A 26189-nucleotide genomic window follows, 5' to 3' on the forward strand; every position below is an offset into this window, starting at 1 on the left:
CGCGAGAACCAGCGTCCATGAGCCAGTCTGCGCCGTCCGACACCGTCGCCACCCTGCTCGCCAGCGGGACGCCGCATTGGGGCGCCAACGGCACGGTGCTGGACGGCGGCTCCGTCGGCGCAGCCGCCACCGTCACCTATGGCTTCCTGACCAGCTCGCGGCAGGTCTCCGCCACCGACGCCACCGGCTTCGCCGCCATGAGCACCGCCCAGCGCGCCGCCGTCCGGCAGGCGCTGGCGGCCTGGAGCGCGGTCGCCAACATCACCTTCGTGGAGATTTCCGACGCGGCGAGTGCGGCGGTCGCCTTCGGGACCAACCGGCAGCGCGGTCAGTCGGCGGCCTACGCCTATTATCCCTCCACCGGCGTTCAGGGGGGACAGGTGTTCCTGGCCAACGACAGCGCCGGGAACACCAACCCGACGTCGGGCAGCTACAGCTACATGACCGTCATCCACGAGATCGGCCATGCGCTGGGGCTGAAGCATCCCGGCAACTACAACGCCGGCACCGACGACGGGACGGAGGGGCCCTATCTGCCGGTGGCGACGGACAATTATGCGTTCAGCATCATGTCCTACAACGAGAACGCCGCGCTGCCGTCGGGGACCTACCTGACCGGCCCCAGCCTCTTTGACATCGCCGCGATCCAGTATCTCTACGGCGCCAACATGGCGACCGGGGCCGGCGACACCGGCTATACGCTGAACACCGGCAGCTTCACCACCCTGTGGGACCCCACCGGCCACAACAGCCTGAATGGCGGCGCCCAGACGGCCGACCTGTCGCTGGATTTGCGCAGCGGCCAGTTCAGCAGCGCCGGCGGCACCACCTTCCTGGCGCTGGCCTATGGCACCAGGGTGCAGCTGGCGACCGGCGGCAGCGGCAACGACAGCTTCACCGTCAACGATCTGGGCAACGTCATTGACGGCGGCGCCGGCACCGACACCGTGGTGTTCAGCGGCCGCCGCGCCCAGTACCGCGTCCAGCAGCTGGACGCCGGCCGCTACATCGTCAGCGGCGCCGACGGCAACGACCTGCTGACCAACATCGACTATCTGCGCTTCGCCGACGGCGGCACCGCCCTGTCGTCGATGGTGTCCGGCACTTTCGACGCGCTGCGCTACGTCGCCTCCAACAGCGACCTGATCGCGGCGCTCGGCACCAACGTCGCGGCGGCGACCCAGCATCTCATCGGTGCCGGCGTCTATGAGGGCCGCAGCCTGACCGGCTTCGATCCCTACAATTATCTGGCCGGCTATGGCGACCTGCTGAACAGCTTCGGCAGCGACGTCGCCGCCGCCACCCGCCATTACATCGAGGCCGGCAACCGCGAGGGCCGCAGTTCCACCCTGTTCGACACGCTGTCCTATGAGGCCAGCAACCCCGACCTGATCGCCGCCTTCGGCGACAACCGCGAAGCGGTGGAGCTGCATTACATCGTCAGCGGCCGGCTGGAGGGCCGTTCGCTGACCCGCTTCAACGCCGCCGCCTATCTGGCGGCCAACCCGGACGTCCGCAGTGCCGTCGGCGGCAACCTGACCGCCGCCAAGCAGCATTATGTCAGCTATGGCTATGCCGAGGGGCGGGCGCTGGCCTGAGCCGGCCTCCCCCATTTTTTGAACCTTGTTTGGCCGGCCCTTATTTCGCCGGCCAGATCCAGGTCAGCTCGTGCTTGTTGTGGTGGAGGTGGAGCACCCGGCCGCCGGGGATCTCCGCGAAGGCGCGGGCGGTCTCATGGTCGGTTTCCGCCTGGAACTTCAGCGTGCAGACGAAGCGCTTGGCGAGCCCGCTGTCCATCCACTCCTTCACCAGCCGCAGCAGGCGGGTCGGGTAGCAGATCACGTCGCAGCACAGCCAATCGACCGGGCCGACCGTCGCCGGCTTCAGGCCGAAGGCGCTCTCCTGGCGGATCTCCACCCGCGGCAGGGCGGCGATGGCCGGATCGAGCGGCGCCTTGTCGACGCTGACCACCGACGCGCCCAGCTCGTGCAGCACCCAGGTCCAGCCGCCGGGACAGGCGCCGAGGTCGAGACAGCGGTCGCCCGGTCCCGGCTGCTCCCCGAACAGGGTCAGCGCCTCCCACAGCTTCAGATAGGCCCGGTTGGGCGGCGCCGTGCGGTTCTCGATGAAGGTCACCTCGCCATTGCGGAAGGGGCTGGAACAGTGCGCTGCGGCGATGATGGTGGACTCGTCGACCAGCGTCCAGGACCCCAGCGGCGCCGTCGGCAAGGGCGACGGGAAGACCACCGGCTTGGCCGAGACATGTGGCAGGTTTTCCTGGATCAGGGCGGCGCGGCGGTGATGGCGCTGCGACCACAGCGCCCAATTGCGCTGGATGCCGCGCAGAGCCTTCGCCCCGCCCTTGATCGAGGGGAACTCGATGCGCACCGGATCGTACCAGATGTTCTGCGCCCAGGCCGCGGGCCGGGCCGGGCCGTCGACGAAGACCAACCGGCCATCGACCGACGCGACGTCCCCCAGTTCCGCCACCAAATCGTCAAGGAAGCCGTCCGCCGCCAGATAGACGGTCTGGCCAAGCGGGGTCACCACCGCGCCGGGACCGGCTTGCGGGTCGGTGCCGGGGGCGTTCGGGGAGGCGGTTTTGGGGGTGCTGTCGTCCATGCCCCAGGGGCTACCGCTGCCGGCCGTCGAATGCAAGCGCAAGGATGCAGCACACCCCTTTCGGCGTGACGCGAAGGGGGCTGTGACAAAGCGTCTCGAAACTTCTTATATGCGATTGGCTCGCAATAGCGGCATTGACAACGATTCTCACTCTCAGCTATTGCTGGGCTCGGGACACCTCTTACGAAACCGACTTTCGCCGAGGGCTTATGTACGTCTGCATCTGCCACGCGTTGAACGATAAGAAGGTCAAGGCTGCGCTCGATCAAGGCGCCACGACCCCGGCCTCGGTGTTCCGCCATCACAATTGTCAGGTCCAGTGCGGCAAATGCGTTCCGACCATGCGCAGCATGGCCAGCGAACACCGCGCCACCGTCGCACAGCAGACCGCCGCTGCCGCCGCCGTTGCGGCGACGCCGGTCGCCGCCCCCTGCTGCGGCTCCGCCTTGCCTGAGCCGGCCAATGCCGAGGCGGTTCCCGCCTATGCCATCGCGGCCGAGTGAACACGCGCACACAGGTGTAGGACCGCATTCCCGGCGGGTCTACCACTTCCGACTTTCTGCTGAATAACAGGTCTACAACCTCGCCTTAAGGCTGCGACAGATTGCGCGCCGACTATGATTTTTGGGCGGATTGACCCGGCACCGGCATTCCGGCACAAAAGCGTCACCAAAACAAAAGAACGTCGTCAAAATGACGGCGTATAAAAACAGGAACGGGCCGGATGAAACCGGCCCTGGAGGAAACGCAATCCAACCGGGAAGACTTCCTTGGCCACCGGGTTTGCCTTGTCCTTGATGGGCTTGGCAGCCCGGCGGGATTTGGATTCAGGCAGGTATTCCGCAGCTGCTAAATCGCACCGCAGAAATCGGGCGACATCTCCCAAACGGGCGGTGCCGACTGGGCTTCTGTTGCGTTTTCGCAGTGTCGGCATGGGGATATCTTTACCAGACCGGCCGGGAAGTCAAAAAAGGTTGAGGATCAAAGGAGGACACTTCATGAGCCGCCGCAACCGGCAAGCTTTCGACACGTTGAGCCGTGATCTGGTGCTGCGCGCCACCGACCGCATGGAAACCCTGCGATCGATGGTGGAACGCGCGGACAGTGACCGGCGGGAGACGTGGGAACGCACGCTCGACCGTCTCCGCGGCCTGAACAATCGCGCCATCGCCCGCATCGAGGCCGCCCATCTGGCCGACGACGACGCATGGCCCTTCGCCCGTGCCCAGGCCGATCAGGCGATGATGGACCTGATGCGCGCGCTCGACGATTTCGATGGCCATCTGCGCCTGATCGCCGCCTGACATCGCCGTCTGACCGGGCTGCGAACGGCCCCAAATGAAAAGGCCCTCTCCCGCGGGAGAGGGCCTTTCTCATGGGGCAGGACGCCCCAACGTCAGGACGCCCCGAAATCGAGGCCCCAGGCCGAGTAGCGCTCCGGATCGTCGACCCAGCCTTCGCGCACCTTCACGAACAGGATCAGGTGGACGCGGCGTTCCAGCATATGGGTCAGCTCGGACCGCGCGGCGGACCCCAGCGCCTTGATCCGCTGGCCGCCCTTGCCCAGCACGATGGCCTTCTGGCTTTCGCGCTGCACGAAGATGACCTGCGAGATCTTGACGGAGCCGTCCTCGAACTCCTCCCACACCTCGGTCTCGACCGTGGCGGAATAGGGAAGCTCCTGGTGAAGCTGGAGGAACAGCTTCTCGCGGGTGATTTCTGCCGCCAGCAGGCGCATCGGCATGTCGGAGATCTGGTCTTCCGGGAAATGCCACGGCCCGTCCGGCAGACGGTCGGCCAGGAACTGCTTCAGATGGGCGACGCCGTCCTCGGTGAAGGCCGACACCATGAAGATGTCGGAGAAGATGCCCTCCTGCCGGAAGGCGTCGGCGATGCCCAGCAGGACATCGCGCTTCACCAGATCGATCTTGTTCAGGATCAGGATCGCTTCGCGCCCCTGCTCCTTCAGCCGGGCGACGATGCTGCGGGTGTCCTCGTCGATGGAGCGGCGCGACACGTCGTACAGCACGCCGATCACGTCGGCGTCCTCCGCCCCCTGCCAGGCCGCCGCCACCATGGCGCGGTCCAGCCGGCGCTTCGGCTTGAAGATGCCGGGGGTGTCGACGAAGATCATCTGGGCATCGCCCTGGATGGTGATGCCGAGCACGCGGGTGCGGGTGGTCTGCACCTTCGGGCTGACGATCGACACCTTGCTGCCGATCATCGCGTTCAGCAGCGTCGACTTGCCGGCGTTCGGCGCGCCGACAAGGGCGATGAAGCCGCAGCGCGGATGGTCCGGCATCGTCGGCAGAGGGGGCAGGACGGAGATGGGCTGCCCGCGCGGGGCGTCCTCATCATCCTCGTAATCGTCGTCCTCGTATTCGCCGTCCTCGTCCTCGAAGTCGCCCTCCTCGGCGTCCTCTGCGGCGTCCTCACCCTCAAGGTCGGCGTCCTCGAGCGCCTCGTCGTCCGGCACGGGCTCCGGAGTCGGCTCCGCAGCTTCGGAACCGGGCTGGATCTTCGTCTTGTCGATGTCGTCGCGACCGTCAGTCATCGACTTGCACTCCCACCTGGCGCAGCAATGCGCTGGCCGCCTTCTTTTCCGCGATGCGCTTGGAGGAACCGGAGCCGGAGACCGGATCCATGCCCTCGACATGCACCGCAACCACGAACAGCGGCTCGTGCGCCGGGCCGCTGCGTTCGATCAGTTCATAGCGGGGCAGCGGTTTGCCGCGCCCCTGCGCCCATTCCTGCAACGTCGTCTTGCTGTCCAGCGGCGGCGGCGTCGCCTTGTCGATCTCGCCGGCCAGCGCCTGCCGGACGAAGCGCGTCACCGGCTCCAGCCCGCCATCGAGATACATGGCGCCCAGCACCGCCTCGCAGGCGTCGCCCAGGATGGTGCGGTTCTCCCGCCCGCCGCTCTGCGCTTCCGCCGGCGACAGGCGCAGATAGGCGCCCAGCCCGATGGCGTCGGCGACGCGGCCCAGCGATTCCCGGCGCACCAGCGCGGCGTGCCGCTTGGCCAGCGCACCCTCGCGCTCGTTCGGATAGCGTTCCAGCAGCCATTGCGCGACGACCAGCCCGACGACGCGGTCGCCCAGGAACTCCAGCCGCTCATAGGCGATGCCCGGCCCCTTGTGCCCCTTGCGGCCGGTCCGCTCCAGCCCCATCAGGCTGGGGTGGGTGACGGCATCGTGCAGGAGCGACGGGTCGGAAAACTCATAACCCAGCGCCTGCGCAAGGCTGGCGACGTCCGCGGACCGGGCGGCGCCATCGGGCTGGATGTCGGAGCCGGCGCCCGGATCGGCGGGCGCCTTGGTGACGGTGGACACTTACCGGACTCCGTTGAACAGACGGCTGAAGCGCAGGTCGACCGGCCAGCGCCAGATTTCGTAGAACCGCGTGCCCTCGTCGAGCGAGAAGAACAGGAATTCGGCGCGGCCGACCATGTTTTCGATGGGGACGAACCCGACCTGCGACGGCACGCGGCTGTCGAGCGAGTTGTCGCGGTTGTCGCCCATCATGAAGAGATGGCCGGGCGGCACCTTGAACACCGGCGTGTTGTCGAGCGGACCGTTGTCCGATTCCTCGATGATGCGGTGGGTGCGGCCGTTGGGCAGCGTTTCGATGAACTGCGCCGTGCGGATGCTGCGGCCCAGCGAGTCCGTGGTCACGTAATCCTCGATCCGCTCCCGCTTCACCGGCTGGCCGTTGATGTGCAGGATACCGCCGATCATCTGGACGGTGTCGCCCGGCAGGCCGATCACCCGCTTGATGTAGTCGGTCTTGTTGTCGCGCGGCAGCTTGAACACCGCCACATCGCCCCGCTCCGGCTCGGAGCCGAGGATGCGGCCCTCGAACAGCGGCAGGCCGAAGCCGACGGTGTATTTGCTGTAGCCGTAGCTGAACTTCGACACGAACAGGTAATCGCCGATCAGCAGCGTCGGGATCATCGACCCCGACGGGATGTTGAACGGCTCGAAGGCGAAGGTCCGCACGCCGAAGGCGATCAGCACGGCGAAGATCACCGTCTTGACGGTTTCGGCGAACCCGGATTCCTTGGCTTTGGCGGTGGGCGCCGTTTCTTTCTGAAAGGTCATTCTGGGGTCGCCGTTTCGGTGGGCGTTTCGGGCTGGATAGGCTCGGCGCTGATGACGACGAACGCTTCCGCCATCGGGTATTCGTCGGTCAGCGTCACATGGATTTTCGCGCGCATGCCCGGCGGCGTTATCGCCTCCAGCCGGGCCAGCGCACCGCCGGTCAGCCGCATCGTCGGCTGGCCGGACGGCAGGTTGACCACCCCCATGTCGCGCCAGAACACCCCGTCGCGGAAACCGGTGCCCAGCGCCTTGGAACAGGCCTCCTTGGCGGCGAAACGCTTGGCGTAGGTGGAGGCCCGCGCGTTGTTCTTCGCGGCGGAGCCGGCGCGGCGTTCGGACTTGGCCTGCTCGACATCGGTGAAGATGCGGTCGATGAAACGCTGTCCGAAGCGCTCCAGCGACTTCTCGACCCGCCGGATGTCGATCAGGTCGTTGCCGATGCCGAGGATGGTGCCGGACATCGTCATGCCCGCATTCCGGCGGCCCGCGCCCTGTCCATGGCCTTGCGCATGCGCGCGATGGAGTTGGTCAGGCCGACGAAGATCGCCTCGCCGATCAGGAAATGGCCGATGTTCAGCTCGACGATGGTCTGGATCGCCGCCACGGGGCCGACGGTGTCGTAGCTCAGGCCATGGCCGGCATGGCATTCCAGCCCGATCGCCTCGGCATGGGCGGCGGCGCGGACGATGCGCGCCAGTTCCGCCTCGCGCTCCGCCGGGCTGTGGGCATCGCAATAGGCGCCGGTGTGCAGTTCCACCACCGGGGCGCCGAGGCGCTTGGCGGCGTCGAGCTGCGCCGGTTCCGGATCGATGAACAGCGAGACGCGGATGCCGGCGGCACCCAGCTCGCCGACCGGGCGGACCAGATGGTCGTACTGGCCGATCACGTCCAGCCCGCCTTCGGTCGTCACCTCGGTGCGCTTTTCCGGGACGAGACAGGCGGCGTGCGGCTTGTGGCGCAGGGCGATGCCCAGCATCTCGTCGGTCGCCGCCATCTCGAAGTTCAGCGGACGGTCGATCTCGGCCATCAGCCGCTCGATGTCGCGATCCACGATGTGGCGGCGGTCCTCGCGCAGATGGGCGGTGATCCCGTCGGCCCCGGCCTCGATGGCCAGCTTCGCCGCACGCACCGGATCGGGATGCGCCCCGCCGCGTGCATTGCGGACGGTCGCCACATGGTCGATGTTCACGCCGAGGCGGAGAATACGGGACATGCAAGGACTCCAAAGCGCCGCCGCCCGCCGGAACGGGCGGGGGCGATTCCGTCTATATAGCGGTGCGTCCGCCATCCGTCACGCCGAACCGACCGAGGCAATCGCGGATGACAGGGAATTTACCGTCCCGGCACCCGCCCGGCCGAATGGCCGGATCGGCGATCCCGGCGGATTTTCCTCATTTCGACCTGTGGATCAGGCCGTTCATGTAGTCGTTCAGATCGCGGAAATCCTTGACGGTCCAGGCGTGCGGCGGGAGCCGGTAGCCGTTTTCCTTCAGTGTCTTCGGGATCAGGTCCCCGTTTGGCCGCAGTATGATCGACGACACGATGACGCCGGGATAGTCCGCCAAGCGCTTCCGGAAGGCCGGCGTCGTCAGATCGGGAGTCGGAGGGGTGCTCTTGTGCGCCAGCGGGCCCGAGCCCTTCGCATCCGCCCCGTGGCACATGGCGCATCTCTCCACGAACAACTTTTCCCCATTGTCCGCGCGGGCACCATGAAGGGACGTCAGGCATAAGGCAGCAACCGAAACCGGCAGGAGCAGCTTACCGAGCCGCATGTCCTGTTCTCCCATCGCGCACCTTCATGGTGCGTCTTTGTGTTGCGAAGCTATTCCGTGCCGGCGGGAGCGTCACCGCCCCCGCGCCCGCTCCACCGAATGGATGGCCGGGGTGGCGCGCAGGGCGGCCATGATGTTGGTCAGGTGCTTGGCATCCTTCACGTCGATGTCGATCAGCAGCTCGAAATAATCGGTGCTGCGGTTCGTGATCTTCTGATGGATGACGTTGCCCTGGTTCTTGCCGATCACCGTGAACAGCGTGCCGAGCGAGCCCTGTTCGTTGGCGATGACGACGCTGATGCGGCCGACATGCTCCTCCGGCGAATCCGGGCCGGTCTCCCACGACACGTCGATCCAGCGTTCCGGCGATTCATGGAAGCTTTCCAGCGTCTCGCAGTCGATGGTGTGGATCGTCACACCCTTGCCGGTGGTGACGATGCCGACGATGCGGTCACCCGGCAGCGGGTGGCAGCAGCGGGCGTAATGGACAGCCATGCCCGGGATCAGCCCGCGGATCGGCAGCGCCGATTCCTTGCGGGCCTTGGCCTTGGGCTTCGGCACGCTCTCTTCCAGCTCGCGGACGGCGGGAGCGGTCTGGGCCTTGTGGCCGGGGAAGACGGCGTGGAAGACTTCGCGGACCGAATGCAGGCCGGAGCCGACACCGGCCATCAGATCGTCCACCGTCGGCTGCTGGAAGATCTTGGTGGCGGCTTCCAGCGCCTTTTCGGTGAACTCGTAGCCTTCCGACTTGAACTGCCGCATCAGCATGCCGCGGCCCAGTTCCATATACTGGGCGCGCTGCTGGGTGCGCAGGAACTTGCGGATGCGGGCGCGCGCCTTGCCGGTGACGACGAAGCGTTCCCAGCCCGGAACCGGCGTCTGCGCCTTGGAGGTGACGATATCGACCTGATCGCCGTTCTGCAGCTGGGTGCGCAGCGGCAGCATGCGGCCGTTGATCTTCGCGCCGACGCAATGGTCGCCGACCTGCGAGTGGACGGCATAGGCGAAGTCGACCGGCGTCGCCCCGCGCGGCAGTGCGATCAGGTCGCCCTTCGGCGTGAAGCAGAACACCTGGTCCTGGAACAGCTCCAGCTTGGTGTGCTCCAGGAACTCTTCCGGCTTCTGCGCATGCTCCAGGATGTCCAGCAGCTCGCGCAGCCAGCGGTACTCGCCGCCGTTCGGGCGCGGCTGGTGGTCCTGCTTGTAGGCCCAGTGGGCGGCCACGCCCAGCTCGGCGATTTCGTGCATGTCCTGGGTGCGGATCTGCACCTCGATCCGGTTGCGGCCGGGACCGATCACGCCGGTGTGCAGGCTGCGGTAGCCGTTGGGCTTGGGCGTGGAGATGTAGTCCTTGAAGCGCCCGGGCACGACTGGATAATGGGCGTGCACGATGCCCAGCGCCTGATAGCATTCACCGACCGAGCCGACCGTGATGCGGAAGGCCATGATGTCGGACAGCTGCTCGAAGCTGACATTCTTGCGCTGCAGCTTGCGCCAGATCGAATAGGCCGACTTCTCGCGCCCCGACACCGACACGTCGGGCAGCCCTTCGGAGGCCAACAGCTCGCGCAGTTCGGTGATGATGGTCTGGACGCGGTTTTCGCCCTCGCTGCGCAGGCGGGCCAGCTGGGCCAGAATGCTGTCGCGCGCGTCGGGGTTCAGTTCGGCGAAGGCAAGATCGTCCAGCTCGTCCTTGATCTTGTGCATGCCGATGCGTTCGGCCAAGGGCGAGTAGATCTCGATGGTTTCGCGGGCGATGCGGCGGCGCTTTTCCGGCTTCTTCAGGTGGAACAGCGTGCGCATGTTGTGAAGCCGGTCGGCCAGCTTCACCAGAAGGACGCGGATGTCCTCCGACATGGCGATGACCAGCTTGCGGAAATTCTCCGCCTGCTTGGCCTGCTCGCTGTTCAGTTCCAGCCGCGACAGCTTGGTGACGCCGTCGACCAGACGCGCGATTTCCTTGCCGAAAACCCGCTCGATGTCTTCGAGCGTGGCGACGGTGTCCTCCACCGTGTCGTGAAGCAGCGCCGTGGCGATGGTGCCGGCGTCCAGCTTCATCTGGGTGAGGATGCCGGCGACCTCCAGCGGGTGGAGGAAGTAGGGATCGCCGGACGCACGCGTCTGCGACCCGTGCGCCTTCATCGAGAAGACGTAGGCGCGGTTGAGGAGATCCTCGTCGGCGGAGGGATCATACGCCTTGACGCGCTCGACAAGCTCGTACTGCCGGATCATGCGGCCCGACCCGGCGCACGCGGCGCCTCAAATGTGTTTGTGACGTTTCTCAGGGCGGTCCTGTACGAACCGAAGGAGAGCTGGACGCTCTCCTGTTTTTTGTTCGGCGAGGGGGCGTTGCACCCCCTCCTGGTCCTGCGGTCGTTGTCCAGAATCAGAGGTCTCCGTCGGGATCCTCGGTCATGGCGAAACCGGCGCCCGGCTCCGCATCCATGTCGGCGGCGACGTCGTCATCCTCGGTCAACTCTTCGCCGTCGCTCTCGCTCATGCCGTCTTCGTCGCCCAGCGAGTTGTTGCCGCGGGCGGCCCAATCATTCTCGCCGGCCATCAGCTCAACGATCTCTTCCTCGGGCTCGTCCGGTTCGACATGCTTCTGGTGGCCCTTGATCAGGGCGTTCTTCAGATACTCCAGCGACACCGTCTCGTCCGCGATCTCGCGGAGCGCCACGACCGGATTCTTGTCGTTGTCGCGGTCGATCGACAGCGGGGCGCCGCTCGCGACTTCGCGGGCGCGCTGGGCAGCCATCATGACCAGCTCGAAACGGTTCGGAACCTTCAGGACGCAATCTTCAACGGTAACGCGGGCCATGCCAGACGAACTCCGGATTCATAGGAGGCTCTAGACTATATGGATGTGGCCCGATAGGTGCAAGCGCGAACGACAGCGCTGCTGCATTGCGTCGGGGGAACACCCCCGTCCAAGCTCAATATCCATCCTGCCTGAGGCCTGAAAATAGAAGGCAATCCCTGCCTCTTGTATGTTTGCCCACAATACACTAGATTTCAAAATTGGAACGCGAGCTTTTGCGCATGTTCCAATACATTTTCAACAAGCAGCGATGGAAGGATCCAGGCATTGGACCGCAATTCGACTTTGCCGCGTGATGTCAGCAAGTTGTTTTACAAAGAAGAACGTCTCGCACTTTTTATCGACGGCGCCAACCTCTACGCCGCAGCACGTTCACTTGGCTTCGATATTGATTACAAAAGGTTGCGTGACGGCTTCGCCGGGGAAGGCAGGCTTGTGCGCGCCTTCTATTACACCGCCCTCGTCGAAGATCAGGAATACTCCCCGATCCGCCCGCTGGTCGATTGGCTGGACTACAACGGCTACACCATGGTGACCAAGCCGACCAAGGAGTTCACCGACGCGTCGGGCCGGCGCAAGATCAAGGGCAACATGGACATAGAGCTGGCCATCGACGTGATGGAGATGGCCGATCATGTCGACCACATCCTGCTGTTCTCCGGTGACGGCGACTTCCGCCGGCTGGTGGAGGCCGTGCAGCGCAAGGGCGTCCGCTTCAGCGTCGTCAGCACCGTCCGCTCGCAGCCGCCGATGGTCGCCGACGAGTTGCGCCGGCAGGCCGACAATTTCATCGAGTTGCAGGAGCTGGCGCCCTTCATCGCCCGCACCCATCATCACCGCGATCAGGCCCCCTCCCACCACGACCAGCAGGGCGGCCCGACCATGTACGACCCCGACGACCGGGGCTGACGTCACGGGCCGGAAAGCAGCGGCCCGAAACCAGCGAAAGCAGACGGCATGAAAAAAGGAGCGCACCCGGCGCTCCTTTTTCGTTCGGGGACTTCCGTATTCCGGCCTTAAAAACCGGCTGTCCGTTGCCGGTTCCGCGCCATCCGGTCGGCCGTCTTCAGCGCCGCGATCAGGCTGGTCGCGTTGGCCTTGCCGGTGCCCGCAATGTCCAGCGCCGTCCCATGGTCGGGAGAGGTGCGGACGAAGGGCAGGCCCAGCGTGATGTTCACGCCGCTGTCGAAGTCCACCGTCTTCACCGGGATCAGCGCCTGATCGTGGTACATGCACAGCGCCGCGTCATAACCGCGCCGCGCGGCGGCATGGAACATGGTGTCGGGCGGGCGCGGCCCGGACACATCGATGCCGTCGGCGCGCAGCGTCGCGATGGCGGGCTCGATGATGTCGATCTCCTCGCGCCCCATCGCCCCACCCTCCCCCGCATGCGGGTTCAGGCCGGCGACTGCCAGCCGCGGCCGGTCGATGCCGAAGTTGCGTGCCAGCGACGCCGCGGTGACCCGGCCGGCATGGACGATGGCTTCGGTGGTCAGCTGGTTCACCGCGTCGCGCACCGACACGTGGATGGTCACCGGCACCACCCGAAGATCGGCCGCGGCCAGCATCATGATCGGTTCGTCGGTCAGTCCGGCGAGGTGGGCCAGATATTCGGTATGGCCGGGATGGCGGAAACCGGCGGCATAGAGCGACGATTTCTGGATCGGGTTGGTGACCACGGCCGCGGCCTGCCCACCCTGCACCAGCGCCACGGCACGGTCGATGCTGGCGATCACTGCGGCACCGTTGGCCGGATCGGGCCGGCCGGCGACAACCGGGTTGCCGAGCGTCACCGGCAGGACCGGCAGGGCGCGGCCGAACAGCGCCGCCCCCTCCTGCGGAGACGTGACGGCCTGCACCGGAACCGGCAGTCCGATTGAGGCTGCCAGCGCGGCCAGCCTCGCGGGGTCGTCCAGAATGACGAAGGGTCGCAGGCCGGCCTCGTCGCGGGCCAGCCACGCTTTCAAGCCGATCTCCCCGCCGACACCGGCCGGCTCCCCCATGGTCAGGGCCAGCGGCAGGTCGTTCGGCGGGGCGGCGGTCACAGGCGGGTCTCGATGAAGGCGGTGCGGCGCAGGTCACGCAGATAACGGCGCGACAGCAGCTCCGCCCGTTCGCTGACCAGTTCGCGCTCGATCTCTTCGCGGCCGGGCAGCTTGGCCTCCTGGATGGGAGTCGGGGCCGGCGGCGGCGGCGGGGCCGGCTGGGCTTCCGGCGGCGGCTGGATCATCGGCATGTCGCGCTTGCAGACGATCAGGATCACCGCGGCGGCCGGGCTCATCAGCACCGGGCTGGCCTGGCCGAGCGGGATGCCGAGCGCGAGGTTCTGCAGGCCGGGGGCCATGTCCTTGACCCGCATGGTGCCCATATCGCCCGATTCTGGCATGCCGGTCTCCCTGGCGCGGGCCTGGAAATCGGAGCAGCTCTTGATCGACTTGCGCAGCTTTTCAGCCTGTTCCTTGACGGACTTGGCCTGCTCCTTGGACTCGATCGGGAGAATGATCTGCTTCATGTTGACCGTGGCCTTGGCCACGTCCGGCCGCGGTTGCGGACGGGGTGCGGCCGGCCGGGCGACCGGCATCGGCACCTCGCCGCCGCTGCTGCCGAACGGCCGCTGACCGCGCACCAGCAGGATGTGGTAGCCGGTCGCCGTGCGGACCGGCGCCGACAGCTGGCCGCCGCGCATGCCCGACAGCGCCTTGTCCACCTCCGGCGACAGCTCGCCGCTGCGCACCCAGCCCAGGTCGCCGCCCGACGCGGCACCGGCGGATTGCGAGAACTGGCGGGCAAGCGCTGCGAAATTGCCGCCGCGCTTCACCTCCTCCACCAGACGCTCGGCATTGCGGCGCACCTCGTCGTCCTGGTCGGGGCTGTCCACCGCCAGGAAGATCTCGGCGACCAGATATTCGGGCTTGCCGATGTTGGCCTTCAACCGCTCCATCGCGGCGTCGACCTCGTCCTCGCCGACCACGACCTCCTGGCGGATGCGGCGCTGCATCACCTTCTGCCAGGCGAGCAGGGCACGGATCTGGTCCTTCAGGGTGGAATAGGGCACGTTCTGGCGCTTCAGCATCTCCTGAAGCTGCTGGCCGTTCATCCGGTTCTGCTCGGCGATGCGCTTGACGGCGTCCTCGATCTCCGACGCCGACACGGTGACGCCCTGGCGCTTGGCCTCCTGCATCTGCAGGCGCTCGTCGATCAGCAGGCGCATCACCTGCGGCATCAGCCGCTGGGTCGTCTCCGGGTTGGCGGCGGCGCCAGCGTTCAGCAGCGCCATGCGGATGCGGGCATTGACGTCCGAAACCGAAACGACCTCGTCATTCACCACCGCAGCGATGCCTTCCGACCCCGGCGCGCGGGCCTGACGCGTGCTCTCGTCCCCCGTCCGCGGCGCGGCGGCGCCGGCGGCAGCCTTGCTGGACTGCGCCACGGCGGGCATGGCCAGAAGCGCACAGGCGGTCGCCACGGCGACGGTGGTCCGGACGGCTCGCAAACTCGACATGCTGCTCAAGCTCCAAAAACGGGTCGCCCGTTATTACGGTGGGGCCGGTGCCCCTGGCAAACGGAATCGGCCCCTGCAATCCAGTGCTAAACCAAGTGGGCGGAATTATGACCGATGGCGATAACCGCCCGCTTTGCGGCGAAAGGTCCCACCCAAGGGAGCCCTCCTATCAACCGTCTTCCAGATGCAGAAGGGCGGCGATGCCCAGCAGCAGGCTGATGCCGGCGGGACTCCAGGCGGCCATGATGATGGGTATGGTTTCCGACATGCCGAAGGTGCGGACCACGTCGGTCATCACGAACAGCACGAAGCCGGTCAGCACGCCGCCGGTGACCATCGCCATGGTGCCGCCGCGGCGCGGCAGACGCAGCGAGAAGGCGGCGGCGAACAGCACCATCGCCAGGAACAGGAAGGGCTGGGCCAGCAGCGACTGGTAATGCAGCCGGTGGCGCACGGCCGGGAAGCCTGTGGTCTCCAGCGTGTGGATGAAGCGCGGCAGCTCCCAGAAGGAGATGGTCTCCGGCGGGGCGAAGCTCTCCTCGATGGTCGCCATGTCCAGTTCGGTCGGGATGGTGTAGCTGTCCAGCTTCTCCGGGTCCTTCTTGGCCCGGTTCAGGATCGCTTCCTGCAATTCCCACTTGCGGTCCTTCAGCACGGCGCTGGGCGCATCGACGCGGCCCAGATAGTTCTGGTCGGCGTCGAACAGGAAGACGATGACGTTCGACAGCTCGAAGGTCACCGGGTTCACCAGCTCCGAATGGATGAAGAACTGCTCATTCTCGTTGGTCTGACGCAGCCACAGGCCGGAGCGCGAGATGTTCAGCGTGCTGGACTGGAGTTTGAGATAGCGGTCCTGCAACTGCTCGTACTTGGCGATGAACACGGCGCCGACCGGGTTGATCAGCGTCACCTTCACCACGCCGATGGCGGCGGCGGCGAACATCACCGGCATCAGGAACTGCCACGCCGACACGCCGACCGCGCGGGCAACCACCAGCTCGGCGCTGCGCGTCAGCCGCCAGAAGGTGAACATGCCCGCGAACAGGACGACAAAGGGGAAGATCTGCTGCCCGATCTCCGGCAGCTTCAGCAGCGCCATCTCCACCACCAGCCCGAAGGTGACGTGGGGCTTGGTGCCGGCGCGGCGCAGAAGCTCCACCGTGTCCAGCAGCAGCACGATGGCGAGCAGGATCACCATCAGCAGGCAGAACCACACGACGAACTGCCGCCCGATGTAGCGGGAAAGCGTAGGCGAGGAATACATGCGGTGTCCGGTCTCCGGAGCCCCGCCCGCAGCGCCGCCATGGCGCCTGGGACGGGCTGGCGCGGTCCCGACCGATAAGGATCGGTGCAGGCCCCCGCCGGAACAAGTCCCGCTGTTTACCTCTGTTGCGCCGCGATGACAACCGAAGCCGAGGCCGAAGCCGAGGCGGGTGCCGCAACCGGGCGCCCGCAAGCCTATCGACGGTGTCGTGCGTCTCCCTCCTTTTCCGTCTGGACTTCCTGCGCCGGCACTCCAAACTGTTGGGGAGAGGCTGCACGGGAGGGTCGGTCGATGACGGACACCACGGTCGCAATCCGCCATGCGCGCGGGTCGGACGCCGCCGGCATGGCCCGCGTCCATGTGCAAAGCTGGCGCTCCACCTATCCCGGGCTGATCCCGGCGCAGTTCCTGGTCAACCTGTCGGAACCGGCAGCCGCCCAGCGCTGGGCAGCCATCGCCGAGACGCGCGGCCCCGGCCAGGGCGCCTTCGTCGCGGTGGATGTCACCGGCCGGATCGCCGGTCCCGGCACCATCGTCGGCATCGCCTCCTTCGGCACGCGCCGGGTCACGGTGGAGGGGCACGCAGGCGAGTTCCACGCGCTTTATTTGCTAGACGACGCAAAGGGTTACGGCATCGGCCGACGGCTGATGGCGGCGATGGCCGACCGTTTCCTGGCCGCCGGTATCCGCTCCGCGGCAGTCTGGTGCCTGCGCGACAACCCGTCGCGCTGGTTCTATGAAAGGTTGGGCGGGATCAAGGTGGCGGAGCGGCCGATCCGCTTCGCCGGCAGCGATCTTGTGGAAATCGCCTATGGCTGGCGCGACCTGACGCCGCTTGCACGCTTGTCGGCGGGGCCGGAGGTGCGGTAGTGAGGGGACTTGAGTCCCCACGCATCAGGATTCGCCGATGTCCAGCGCCGCCTCCCTTTCCGCCGAACGCGTTCTCATTCTCGATTTCGGGTCGCAGGTGACCCAGCTCATCGCCCGCCGTGTGCGCGAGAGCGGTGTCTATTGCGAAATCCACCCCTTCGGCATGAGCGACGAGCGCATCCGCGAGTACGACCCGAAGGCGATCATCCTGTCGGGCAGCCCGGCCTCCGTCACCGAGGCGAACGGCCCCCGCGCGCCGCAGGCGGTGTTCGACCTGAAGGTTCCGGTTCTCGGCATCTGCTACGGCCAGCAGACCATGTGCCACCAGCTGGGCGGCACCGTGTCCGGATCCGACCACCGCGAGTTCGGCCGCGCCTTCATCGAGATCAAGGAGCCCTGCGCCCTGTTCGACGGGCTGTGGGACATCGGGTCGAAGGAACAGGTGTGGATGAGCCACGGCGACCGCGTCACCGCGCTGCCGCCCGGCTTCCGCGCCGTGGCGGTCAGCGACGGCGCGCCCTTCGCCGCCATCGCCGACGACCAGCGCCGCCTGTACGGCGTGCAGTTCCATCCTGAGGTGGTCCACACCCCGCACGGCGCCCAGCTGCTGGCGAACTTCGTCCACCGCGTCGCCGGCATCGAGGGCGACTGGACGATGGCCGCCTTCAAGCAGCAGGCGATTGAGAAGATCCGCGCCCAGGTCGGCACGGGCAAGGTGATCTGCGGCCTGTCGGGCGGCGTCGATTCGTCGGTCGCGGCCGTGCTGATCCACGAGGCCATTGGCGACCAGCTGACCTGCATCTTCGTCGACACCGGCCTGATGCGCGCCGGCGAGTCGGAAGAGGTCGTGCGGCTGTTCCGCGACCATTACAACATCCCGCTGGTCCACCGCGAGGCGGCCGACCTGTTTCTGAGCAAGCTGGCCGGCGTCACCGATCCGGAACAGAAGCGCAAGATCATCGGCGGCCTGTTCATCGAGGTCTTCGACGAGGAGAGCGCCAAGGTCGGCGGTGCGGAGTTCCTGGCCCAGGGCACGCTCTACCCCGACGTGATCGAGAGCGTCTCCTTCACCGGCGGCCCGTCGGTCACCATCAAGTCGCACCACAATGTCGGCGGCCTGCCGGAGCGGATGAAGCTCAAGCTGGTCGAGCCGCTGCGCGAGCTGTTCAAGGACGAGGTCCGCGCCTTGGGCCGCGAACTCGGCCTGCCGCCGGCCTTCATCGGCCGCCATCCCTTCCCCGGCCCGGGCCTCGCCATCCGCGTCCCCGGCGAGATCACCCCGGAAAAGCTGGAGATCCTGCGCAAGGCCGACACGGTCTATCTGGAGGAAATCCGCAACGCCGGCCTCTACGACGCGATCTGGCAGGCCTTCGCCGTGCTGCTGCCGGTCCGCACCGTCGGCGTGATGGGCGACGGCCGCACTTATGACCATGTGCTGGCTCTGCGCGCGGTGACCTCCACCGACGGCATGACCGCCGACTGGTATCCCTTCCCCCACGACTTCCTGGCGCGCGTGTCCAATCGCATCGTCAACGAGGTCCGCGGCGTCAACCGCGTGGTCTACGACATCACGTCGAAGCCGCCGGGGACCATTGAGTGGGAATGAGGCGAGTGGGAGTGAGGCCGGCGGAAGCGCATCGCCGGTGAAAGACGAAGGGGCGGGAAACCGCCCCTTTTCTTTTGTCTGCTCAGACGTCGCTCAGAACAGTGACTCTACTGTCTGCGTCTTGGGACCGCGCCGCTTGCCGCGGGCGGGCTTGGGGCTGGCCGGAAGCAGGCCCTCCCTCTGTGCGCAGAGGTCGTGCCAGACATGGCCCGGACGCTCCGGCGTCCAATACATGGGTTCGCCGAGCAGCACCTCTTCGCCACAACAGGTGCAGGGAGGGTATGGGCTGGATGTGTGTTCGAACCGGTCCATCTCACCGTTATGCCAGTGGCGAGGCGATCCGTAAGTGATGCGGATCAAATCGAACCGCAAGGGTGCAAAAAATAGTTCAGTTCAAGCTGCGCAAGAAGACGGCGACGGTCCTGCTCTCCTACGGCAGGGAAGCGGGACCGCGCGGCCTTATCCCGTCAACGCACGTCGGCCAGTGCAACGCAGGCACGGTCGCGGCCAGCGAGGCTGCCGCAGCCGTCGGCGCGCTGGGAAACGAAGCGCATCACCACGCGCTCGCCCTTGCCGACCGACTGCGGCGGCAGCAGCGCCTCGGCGACCTGGGTGGTGAATTGCGGGCTGACGCGGTGCGTCGTCGCAGGCGCCGGGTCGAGGCTGGCGACCTGCACCGGCCGGGCCGGAGCGACGGCAGGAGCCGGGGCTGGAGCTGGCGCCGGCTCGGGCAGCGACGCCACGACCACCGGAGCCGGGGCCGGGGCCGGTTCGGCGATCTTCGGCTCGGCCGGGCGCGGCTCCATCCGCCGCGGCTCGACGGCACGGGATTCGGGGGCACGCGATTCGAGCGCGCGGGTTTCGGGGGCGGCGGAGGCGACGACGACCGGCGCCGGTTCCGACCGCTGCGAGGGCGCCGGCTGGCCGTTGCGCGGCTTCGGCGCGTCGTCCGGGACCACCGCGATCTCGATGGCCGAGGCGCCGGCCGCCAGCGACGGTTCGCGCGGGCCGGTGCCGCGCAGCACCGGGGTCAGCGCCGCCAGATACATCTTCGTCTCGCGCGGCAGCCGCTGCTTGCCGGCCAGATGCTGCGCATAGCAGGCCGGGCCGCAATTGTAGGCGGCGAGGAAACCGGGGGCGCCGAACAGGTCGTACATCTCGCGCAGATACGCGGTGCCGGCCATGATGTTCTCGTGCGGGTCGGATGGATCGGACCCCAGCCCATATTTCGCCCGCATCAGCTCATAGGTGCCGGGCATCACCTGCATCAGGCCGATGGCCCCGGCGGAGCTGGTCAGAACCTTGCCGCTGTTGGTCGTCGCCCGGCCATTGCTCTCGCGCATCATCACCGCGCGGATCCATTTCTCCGGCATGTCGTACCGCTGGGAGGCCTCGCGGATGTGCGGGACCCAGCGGGACAGCGGATCGTTCGGATCCGGGACATAGGCAGCGGATTCGACCGGCGGAGCCGTCTGCACCTGCGGCGCGTCGGAGGCGCAGCCGGCCAGACCGAGGGCAAGGCACAGCAGTGCTCCGGCGGCGTGGATCGTCGCGAGGTTTCGTTTGACCACGAGGGGATTTCCGTGCTGTTGGCGCAGGCGGGACAAAAGATGGATCGCTTTTCAATGTATAGCCCACGCCTGTCAAGCGACATCACGGCCGTTTCTTGAATCCTGTCCCGAAGATGCCTCAAAAATGCCCGATTTATCCCTTGTGAAGAGGTCGGCAATTAGGATTTTGGGCAAATGTCCCTATGCCAATCTTCTCTCTCCATCCGGACATCACCACGCAGTCACAAGGCGCGACAACGGGAACCTTGACGGAACATCCACGCCACCCCTAATGGAGGGCGCCGGCCGCCCCCTCAACCGACGCCGCTCCGATCGGACAGGCCCGGCCGAACTGGATCGACGATCATGACCGCCCCTCAACGGACCTTCCCACCGGCCCCGCAGCCGCCGCAGCAGCTGCAACCTGGGCGGCCCGCGCCGCAGGAAGACGCCCCGCCCCGCAAGCCCCGTCGGTTCGGCCGGCTGCTGGCGCTCCTGCTGGTTCTTCTCATGGCGGGCGGTGGCATCGCCCTGTGGCGAGCCCGCAATCCAGCCCCCTCCCCCATCCCCGTCGGACCGGTGGCGGATCGGCCGGTCGAGTTGACCGCGCTGGAGGTCACGGCGGTCGCCCCGCGCGCGCTGACGGAGACGGTCCGGCTCAGCGGCTCGGTCTCGCCGATGGAACAGTCGGCGGTGAAGGCCGAGGTCGCCGCACGGCTGGCCGAGGTTTCGGTGCGCGAGGGTCAGGCGGTCCGCCGCGGCGACGTGCTGGCCCGCTTCGACACGGTGGAGCTGACCGCCCGCCTGAACGAGAAGCAGGCCAATCTGGAGGGCGCCCGGGCCCAGCTGGTGCTGGCCGAAAAGACGCTGACCAAGAACCGCACGCTGAACCGCAGCAACATCGTCTCGGACACCAGCCTGGATCAGGCCGAAAGCAGCTTCGGCTTCCAGCGCGCCCAGGTCGATGCGCTGGCGGCGCAGGTCGAACTGGCGCGCAAGGCCCTGCGCGACGCGGTGGTACTCAGCCCCATCGACGGCATGGTCGCCACCCGCTCCGTCAATCCGGGGGAAAATCTGGCGGTGAACGCCGCCATGTTCACAGTGGTCGACCTGTCGCGGGTCGAGGTCGAGGCGACCGTCCCGGCGGAGCAGGTGGCCCGACTCGCCGTCGGCCAGACCGCCAGCCTGCGGGTCGAAGGCTTCGGCGAGCGGGAGTTCGCCGGCAGCGTCGCCCGCATCAACCCGATGGCACGCGCGGGATCGCGCGCCATCCCGGTCTATGTGACCATCGACAATCGCGACGGCGCGCTGCGCGGCGGCATGTTCGCCAGCGGCGAGGTTCTGGTGGCGCAGGCGGCGGGCGCCATCGCCGTGCCGCCGGTCGCCGTCCGCCATGACGAGCAGGGCGACTTCGTCCTCGCGATTGCGGACGGCCATACCGTGCGCCGCCCGGTCACGCGGGTGGCGCTGTGGGCGCGCGGCGATCTGGTGCAGGTGGAGGGCCTGGCGCCGGGCGACCGCGTCGTCACCGGCAACCTGCCCGGCCTGACCGCCGGACGCAGCGTCTCGATGACCGGCACCTGACCCGGACGGACCAGCCGCCATGCCGATCACCCGCATCAGCGTCGATAACCCGGTCTTCGCCACCATGATGATGGTGGCGCTGATGGTGCTCGGCCTCTTCTCCTACAACCGGCTGGGCGTCGACCTGTTCCCCGACGTCGATTTCCCGGTGGTGGTGGTCAGCACCGCCTATCCCGGCGCCAGCCCGGAGACGGTGGAGACCGACATCACACGGCCCGTCGAGGATGCGATCAACACCATCGCCGGCATCAAGACGCTGACCTCGCGCTCCTACGAGGGGCAGTCGGTGGTGATCGCCGAGTTCGACCTGAAGACCTCGTCGGTCCAGGCGTTGCAGGACGTGCGCGAGAAGGTCTCCGCCATCCGCGCCAGCTTCCGCGACGAGGTGAAGGACCCGCAGATCACCCGCTTCAACCCGGACGACCAGCCGATCCTGTCCATTGCCGTCACCTCCGACCTGCGGTCCTTGCGCGACCTCACCACGCTGACCGACCAGATCATCCTGAAGCGCTTGCAGAATGTCCGCGGCGTCGGCAAGGCCACCATCGCCGGCGGGGTGAAGCGGCAGATCCTGGTGCGGCTGAAGCCGGAAAAGCTGGAAGCGCTCAACGTCGGCGTCGACGAAGTGATCGCCACCGTCACCGGCGAGAACCAGGACGTGCCCGCCGGCACCGTCTCCGGCCAGGGGCGGGAGCGCGTGGTGCAGGTGGAGGGGCGCGTGCGCAACCCGCGCGACCTCCTGGACCTGATCGTCGCCCGGCGCGGCGGCAGCCCGGTGCGCCTCGCCCAGGTCGCCGAGGTGATCGACGGGCAGGAGGAGCAGGATTCCGCCGCGCTGCTGAACGGCAACCCGGCGCTGGCGGTCGATGTGGTGAAGGTGCAGGGCGCCAACACGGTGGAGGTCGCCCGCGGCCTGCATGCGGCAATCCAGGATCTGCGGACCAACGGCTCCCTGCCGGCGGACGTGACGCTGGCGGTGGTGCGCGACAGCTCCCGCGGCATCACCAACTCGCTCAGCAACGTGCAGGAGACGCTGGTCGAGGGCGGCATCCTGACCATCCTGATCGTCATGGTGTTCCTCGGGTCCTGGCGCAGCACGGTCATCACCGCGCTGACCCTGCCGGTCGCCGTGCTCGGCACCTTCGGCATGCTGGCCGCCATGGGCTTCACGCTGAACATGATGACGCTGATGGCGCTGTCGCTCGCCATCGGCATCCTGATCGACGACGCCATCGTGGTGCGTGAGAACATCATGCGCCACCTCGCCCGCGGCCAGGGCCACCGTCAGGCCGCCCTCGACGGCACGGCGGAGATCGGGCTGGCGGTGCTGGCGACCACGCTGACCATCGTCGCGGTGTTCCTGCCGGTCGCCTTCATGGGCGGCATCATCGGCCGCTTCTTCCTGCAATTCGGCATCACCGTCTCGGCGGCGGTGCTGATCTCGCTGTTCGTGTCCTTCACGCTCGACCCCATGCTGTCGAGCATCTGGTACGACCCGGCCGCCCACGGCCGCCACGGCAGCTCGATCTTCGGCCGCTTCGCGGCCTGGTTCGGGCGCGGCTTCGATGCGCTCTCGCACGGCTATGGCCGGCTGCTGCGCTGGGGCCTGCGCCGGCGCTGGGTGGTGGTGGTCGTGGCGCTGGCGATCTTCTTCGGCAGCTTCCTGCTGGTGCCGCGCATCGGCGTGGAGTTCGTCCCCGCTGCCGACCTGGGCGAGCAGATCGTCGAGGTGGAATCCCCGGTCGGCTCGTCGCTCGCCACCACCACCGCCAAGACCAGACAGGTGGAGGCGGCGATCCGCGAGTTCCCGGAGATCGCCTACACCTACAGCACCGTCAACACCGGCGTTTCCATCGGCCACAACCGCGGCAGCATCTATCTGCGCTACACCCCCATCGACCAGCGCAGGCGCTCGCCCAACGACCTCGCGCCACTGCTGCGGCAACGGCTGTCGGCGATTCCCGGCGTCACCATCGGCATCGCCATCCCCGGCGTCGGCGGCGTGCAGAAGCAGATCCAGGTCTCGGTCCAGGGCCGCGACATCGCCGAGCTGGACCGGCTGTCGCAGACCGTCATCGGCGCCATGCGCGCCATCCCCGGCTTCGTCGATGTCGACAGCACGCTGAAGGCGGCCAAGCCGACCCTGGCGGTCCGGCTGGAGCGCGACCTCGCGAGCGACCTCGGCATCGGCACCGCCAAGGTGGCCGACACACTGCGCCCGCTGTTCGCCGGTGACACGGTGTCGAGCTGGAAGGCGCCGGACGGCGAGAGCTACGACGTGCTGGTCCGCCTGCCGGAGGGCGACCGCGTCGGCCGCGCCGATCTCGACCGCATCCATTTCTCCGGCGGGGTCGATGCCAACGGCACGCCGCGGATGATCCCGCTGTCCCAGGTGGCGGAGGTGGTGACGACGCTCGGCGCCTCGCAGATCAACCGCCGAGACCTGCAACGCGAGGTGAATGTCCAGGCCAACGTCCAGGGCCGCGCCGCCGGCGATGCCGGCCGCGAGTTGCAGGCGGCGCTGGCGAAGATCGAGCTGCCGCCCGGCTACCGCATCGTCTTCGGCGGCTCGACCAAGGACATCGCGGAGACCAGCGGCTATGCCATGCAGGCTTTGGCGCTTGCCGTCATCCTGATCTACCTGATCCTGGCCTCGCAGTTCGGCAGCTTCCTGCAACCGCTCGCCATCATGGCCTCGCTGCCGCTGTCGCTGGTCGGCGTGTTCCTGGGGCTGCTCACGGCCGGGTCGACGCTGAACATCTTCAGCGCCATCGGCTTCATCATGCTGATGGGTCTGGTGACCAAGAACGCCATCCTGCTGGTCGATTTCGCCAACCAGGCGCGCAAGCGCGGCGCCGGCCTGCACGATGCGCTGGTCGAGGCGGGCATCATCCGCCTGCGTCCCATCGTGATGACCACCGCCGCCATGATCTTCGGCATGCTGCCGCTGGCGCTCGGCATCGGCGAGGGGGCGCAGCAGCGGGCGCCGATGGCCCATGCGGTGATCGGCGGGCTCCTGTCCTCCACCATCCTGACGCTGCTGGTGGTGCCGGTGGCGCTGACCTATCTCGATGGGCTGTCGCGCCGGATGAAGCGCTGGTTCGCCCACAGCGATCCCGACGCCCAGCGACACCCGACGGGGCGGCATCCGGCGGAGTGAGCGTTAAGGGACAGATTTCACCAAGACCTCGATCAGCCGTCATCCCCGCGGAGGCGGGGATCCAGGTTTTCGAGCCAGATGCCTGATACGGCTGGATTCCCGCCTTCGCGGGAATGACGGCCGAGAAATGGACGCGATCAAATCTCCGCATGCGGTGGGGTTCAGGCCAGGGCCGGGGTCCGCACCGAGCTGCCGACGCCGACGGCCCGCATGTTCTCCTCGACCCAGCGCCCCGCCGCCTCGCGCCCGGCGTCGCGCAGCCAGTTGAGGAAGCTCCAGTCGGTCATCAGCTTCGAATAGAGCCCCAGATCCTGCAAATGCTCGTCGGCGCCGATCAGGTGCAGGCGCGGGGCGTCGCTGCGGGCGGACAGACAGCGCATCTCCTGCAACAGCGCGGCGTTGAAGGTGATCTGGTTGAGGCGGGCGGCGATGCCGGCCGGGTCCTCCGGCGTGGTGGCGCAGGTGAAGGGGTTGATCGCCACCACCAGCAGGTCGGCGCCGGGACAGGCCGCAGCCAGCGGCGACAGTGGCGGGTTGGCGAGATAGCCGCCATCCCAGTAATCCTGGCCGTCGATCCGCACCGCGCGGAACAGGCTCGGCAGGCAGGCCGAGGCCAGCAGGTGATCGACCTCCAGCTCCGTCTCGTCGAACAGCCGCAGGGCTCCGGTCCGCACAGTGGTGGCGCTGACGAACATCCGCAGCCCGCTCCGCCGGATCAGCTCCGGTTCGACCATCTCGGCCAGCAGGCCGCGCAGCGGGTGGAAATCCGCCGATTGGGTCCGATAGGGGCTGACCCAGCGCCGCGCCCAATCGACCATATGGGTTCCCGGCGCATGGTCGACGTTCCAGCGGCCGAGCAGCCGGTCGGTCACGCTCGGCCGGATCGGCCCCAGCCGCCCGGCGGCGCTGACCCGCTCCCAGAAATTCGCCAGCTCCGCCCGCGCGCCTGAGCATCCGCCCCTTGCCCAGCCCTGGGCCAGCATGGCAGCGTTCATCGCCCCGGCGCTGGCGCCGCTGACGCCGACCAGCCGGATGTCCTCCTCCAGCAGCCGGTCGAGCACGCCCCAGGTGAAGGCGCCATGCGCACCGCCACCCTGCAAGGCCAGCGCCAGCGTCGGCCTGGGCGGCGGCAGGGCCAGCATCGGTTCCGGCCCCGACAGTTCCAACGGTTCCGCAGGGCACGGGCGCGGCGCAGGCGTCGCCTTGCCGCGCATGCGGTTCCACAGCGTTCGGATCATGGTCATGGCCGGCACGTCTCCAAATGCTTATGCTGCACCGCAACATGAGCAGGAACTTCGGCATCGGCAAGGGGGTATGCCCATGGAGGCAGGCAGGGAA

General features: G+C 67.4%; 23 protein-coding genes. 8 read left to right on the forward strand and 15 right to left on the reverse strand.

What is annotated here, in order from left to right:
- Positions 1-17 precede the first annotated feature (17 nt).
- Entirely contained in the window at positions 18-1598 is a 1581-nt protein-coding gene (locus tag GBZ48_RS27950) for a matrixin family metalloprotease (protein WP_174474033.1), read from the forward strand.
- Positions 1599-1638: 40 nt separating this feature from the next.
- Here the strand turns inward: GBZ48_RS27950 and GBZ48_RS27955 are convergent, their stop codons facing one another.
- On the reverse strand, positions 1639-2622 hold the full coding sequence (locus GBZ48_RS27955) for an SAM-dependent methyltransferase (RefSeq protein ID WP_246307513.1): 984 nt from the start codon (positions 2620-2622) through the stop codon (positions 1639-1641).
- Positions 2623-2831: 209 nt separating this feature from the next.
- Between GBZ48_RS27955 and GBZ48_RS27960 the strand changes: the two genes are divergently transcribed.
- Positions 2832-3125, forward strand: coding sequence for a (2Fe-2S)-binding protein (locus GBZ48_RS27960; protein ID WP_174474034.1), 294 nt, complete (start codon positions 2832-2834; stop codon positions 3123-3125).
- A 185-nt stretch (positions 3126-3310) separates the two neighbouring features.
- Here the strand turns inward: GBZ48_RS27960 and GBZ48_RS27965 are convergent, their stop codons facing one another.
- Positions 3311-3556, reverse strand: coding sequence for a hypothetical protein (locus tag GBZ48_RS27965; RefSeq protein ID WP_174474035.1), 246 nt, complete (start codon positions 3554-3556; stop codon positions 3311-3313).
- Positions 3557-3620: 64 nt separating this feature from the next.
- On the opposite strand from GBZ48_RS27965, the gene GBZ48_RS27970 reads away from it, so the two are divergent.
- Positions 3621-3926, forward strand: a complete 306-nt coding sequence (locus GBZ48_RS27970) for a hypothetical protein (RefSeq protein ID WP_174474036.1) — start codon at positions 3621-3623, stop codon at positions 3924-3926.
- 92 nt (positions 3927-4018) lie between these two features.
- On the opposite strand, the gene era is transcribed toward GBZ48_RS27970, so the two are convergent.
- From era to rpoZ, 8 genes are all read right to left on the reverse strand, one after another.
- Positions 4019-4924: a GTPase Era gene (gene era, locus GBZ48_RS27975; protein WP_109490651.1), complete on the reverse strand. Its 906-nt coding sequence runs from the start codon at positions 4922-4924 to the stop codon at positions 4019-4021.
- Between the two features lie 244 nt (positions 4925-5168).
- Positions 5169-5954: a ribonuclease III gene (gene rnc / locus GBZ48_RS27980; protein WP_174474037.1), complete on the reverse strand. Its 786-nt coding sequence runs from the start codon at positions 5952-5954 to the stop codon at positions 5169-5171.
- A complete protein-coding gene (gene lepB / locus GBZ48_RS27985) occupies positions 5955-6722 on the reverse strand; it encodes a signal peptidase I (RefSeq protein WP_109047425.1) in 768 nt (255 codons plus the stop codon). It lies immediately after the preceding gene.
- On the reverse strand, positions 6719-7189 hold the full coding sequence (gene acpS / locus GBZ48_RS27990; protein ID WP_174474038.1) for a holo-ACP synthase: 471 nt from the start codon (positions 7187-7189) through the stop codon (positions 6719-6721). Before acpS ends, lepB begins: the two co-directional genes overlap by 4 nt.
- On the reverse strand, positions 7186-7935 hold the full coding sequence (locus tag GBZ48_RS27995) for a pyridoxine 5'-phosphate synthase (protein ID WP_174474039.1): 750 nt from the start codon (positions 7933-7935) through the stop codon (positions 7186-7188). Before GBZ48_RS27995 ends, acpS begins: the two co-directional genes overlap by 4 nt.
- A gap of 178 nt (positions 7936-8113) precedes the next feature.
- Positions 8114-8494, reverse strand: coding sequence for a c-type cytochrome (locus tag GBZ48_RS28000; RefSeq protein WP_174474040.1), 381 nt, complete (start codon positions 8492-8494; stop codon positions 8114-8116).
- Positions 8495-8566: 72 nt separating this feature from the next.
- The gene (locus GBZ48_RS28005) at positions 8567-10726 is read right to left on the reverse strand and encodes a RelA/SpoT family protein (protein ID WP_174474041.1); all 2160 of its coding nucleotides are present in this window, start codon (positions 10724-10726) and stop codon (positions 8567-8569) included.
- A 154-nt stretch (positions 10727-10880) separates the two neighbouring features.
- Positions 10881-11315, reverse strand: a complete 435-nt coding sequence (gene rpoZ / locus GBZ48_RS28010; protein ID WP_174474042.1) for a DNA-directed RNA polymerase subunit omega — start codon at positions 11313-11315, stop codon at positions 10881-10883.
- Positions 11316-11621: 306 nt separating this feature from the next.
- Here rpoZ and GBZ48_RS28015 point away from each other — a divergent pair, with 306 nt between their 5' ends.
- Positions 11622-12224 (forward strand): LabA-like NYN domain-containing protein, encoded by a 603-nt coding sequence (locus GBZ48_RS28015; RefSeq protein WP_174474056.1) that lies wholly within the window; start codon positions 11622-11624, stop codon positions 12222-12224.
- 107 nt (positions 12225-12331) lie between these two features.
- Here GBZ48_RS28015 and pdxA read toward each other — a convergent pair whose 3' ends face one another.
- From pdxA to lptG, 3 genes are all read right to left on the reverse strand, one after another.
- Positions 12332-13360 (reverse strand): 4-hydroxythreonine-4-phosphate dehydrogenase PdxA, encoded by a 1029-nt coding sequence (gene pdxA, locus GBZ48_RS28020; RefSeq protein WP_174474043.1) that lies wholly within the window; start codon positions 13358-13360, stop codon positions 12332-12334.
- On the reverse strand, positions 13357-14817 hold the full coding sequence (locus GBZ48_RS28025; RefSeq protein ID WP_174474044.1) for a peptidylprolyl isomerase: 1461 nt from the start codon (positions 14815-14817) through the stop codon (positions 13357-13359). Before GBZ48_RS28025 ends, pdxA begins: the two co-directional genes overlap by 4 nt.
- A 169-nt stretch (positions 14818-14986) precedes the next feature.
- Positions 14987-16081, reverse strand: coding sequence for an LPS export ABC transporter permease LptG (gene lptG, locus GBZ48_RS28030; protein WP_174474045.1), 1095 nt, complete (start codon positions 16079-16081; stop codon positions 14987-14989).
- Positions 16082-16372: 291 nt separating this feature from the next.
- Between lptG and GBZ48_RS28035 the strand changes: the two genes are divergently transcribed.
- Together GBZ48_RS28035 and guaA are read left to right on the forward strand one after the other, a co-directional pair.
- Positions 16373-16951 (forward strand): GNAT family N-acetyltransferase, encoded by a 579-nt coding sequence (locus tag GBZ48_RS28035; RefSeq protein WP_174474046.1) that lies wholly within the window; start codon positions 16373-16375, stop codon positions 16949-16951.
- Between the two features lie 37 nt (positions 16952-16988).
- Positions 16989-18557, forward strand: coding sequence for a glutamine-hydrolyzing GMP synthase (gene guaA / locus GBZ48_RS28040; RefSeq protein WP_174474047.1), 1569 nt, complete (start codon positions 16989-16991; stop codon positions 18555-18557).
- Between the two features lie 467 nt (positions 18558-19024).
- On the opposite strand, the gene GBZ48_RS28045 is transcribed toward guaA, so the two are convergent.
- The gene (locus GBZ48_RS28045; RefSeq protein ID WP_343049702.1) at positions 19025-20128 is read right to left on the reverse strand and encodes a transglycosylase SLT domain-containing protein; all 1104 of its coding nucleotides are present in this window, start codon (positions 20126-20128) and stop codon (positions 19025-19027) included.
- A 345-nt stretch (positions 20129-20473) separates the two neighbouring features.
- Here GBZ48_RS28045 and GBZ48_RS28050 point away from each other — a divergent pair, with 345 nt between their 5' ends.
- Both GBZ48_RS28050 and GBZ48_RS28055 read left to right on the forward strand, forming a co-directional pair.
- Positions 20474-21691, forward strand: coding sequence for an efflux RND transporter periplasmic adaptor subunit (locus GBZ48_RS28050; RefSeq protein WP_174474048.1), 1218 nt, complete (start codon positions 20474-20476; stop codon positions 21689-21691).
- 19 nt (positions 21692-21710) lie between these two features.
- Positions 21711-24851 carry an efflux RND transporter permease subunit gene (locus tag GBZ48_RS28055; protein WP_174474049.1) on the forward strand — a complete coding sequence of 1047 codons (3141 nt, stop codon included), beginning with the start codon at positions 21711-21713 and terminating at the stop codon, positions 24849-24851.
- Between the two features lie 161 nt (positions 24852-25012).
- Here GBZ48_RS28055 and GBZ48_RS28060 read toward each other — a convergent pair whose 3' ends face one another.
- Entirely contained in the window at positions 25013-26095 is a 1083-nt protein-coding gene (locus GBZ48_RS28060; RefSeq protein WP_246307514.1) for a patatin-like phospholipase family protein, read from the reverse strand.
- Positions 26096-26189 lie beyond the last annotated feature (94 nt).

Origin of the sequence: Azospirillum melinis, from assembly GCF_013340935.1 — a bacterium.
GTDB classification, from domain to species: domain Bacteria; phylum Pseudomonadota; class Alphaproteobacteria; order Azospirillales; family Azospirillaceae; genus Azospirillum; species Azospirillum melinis.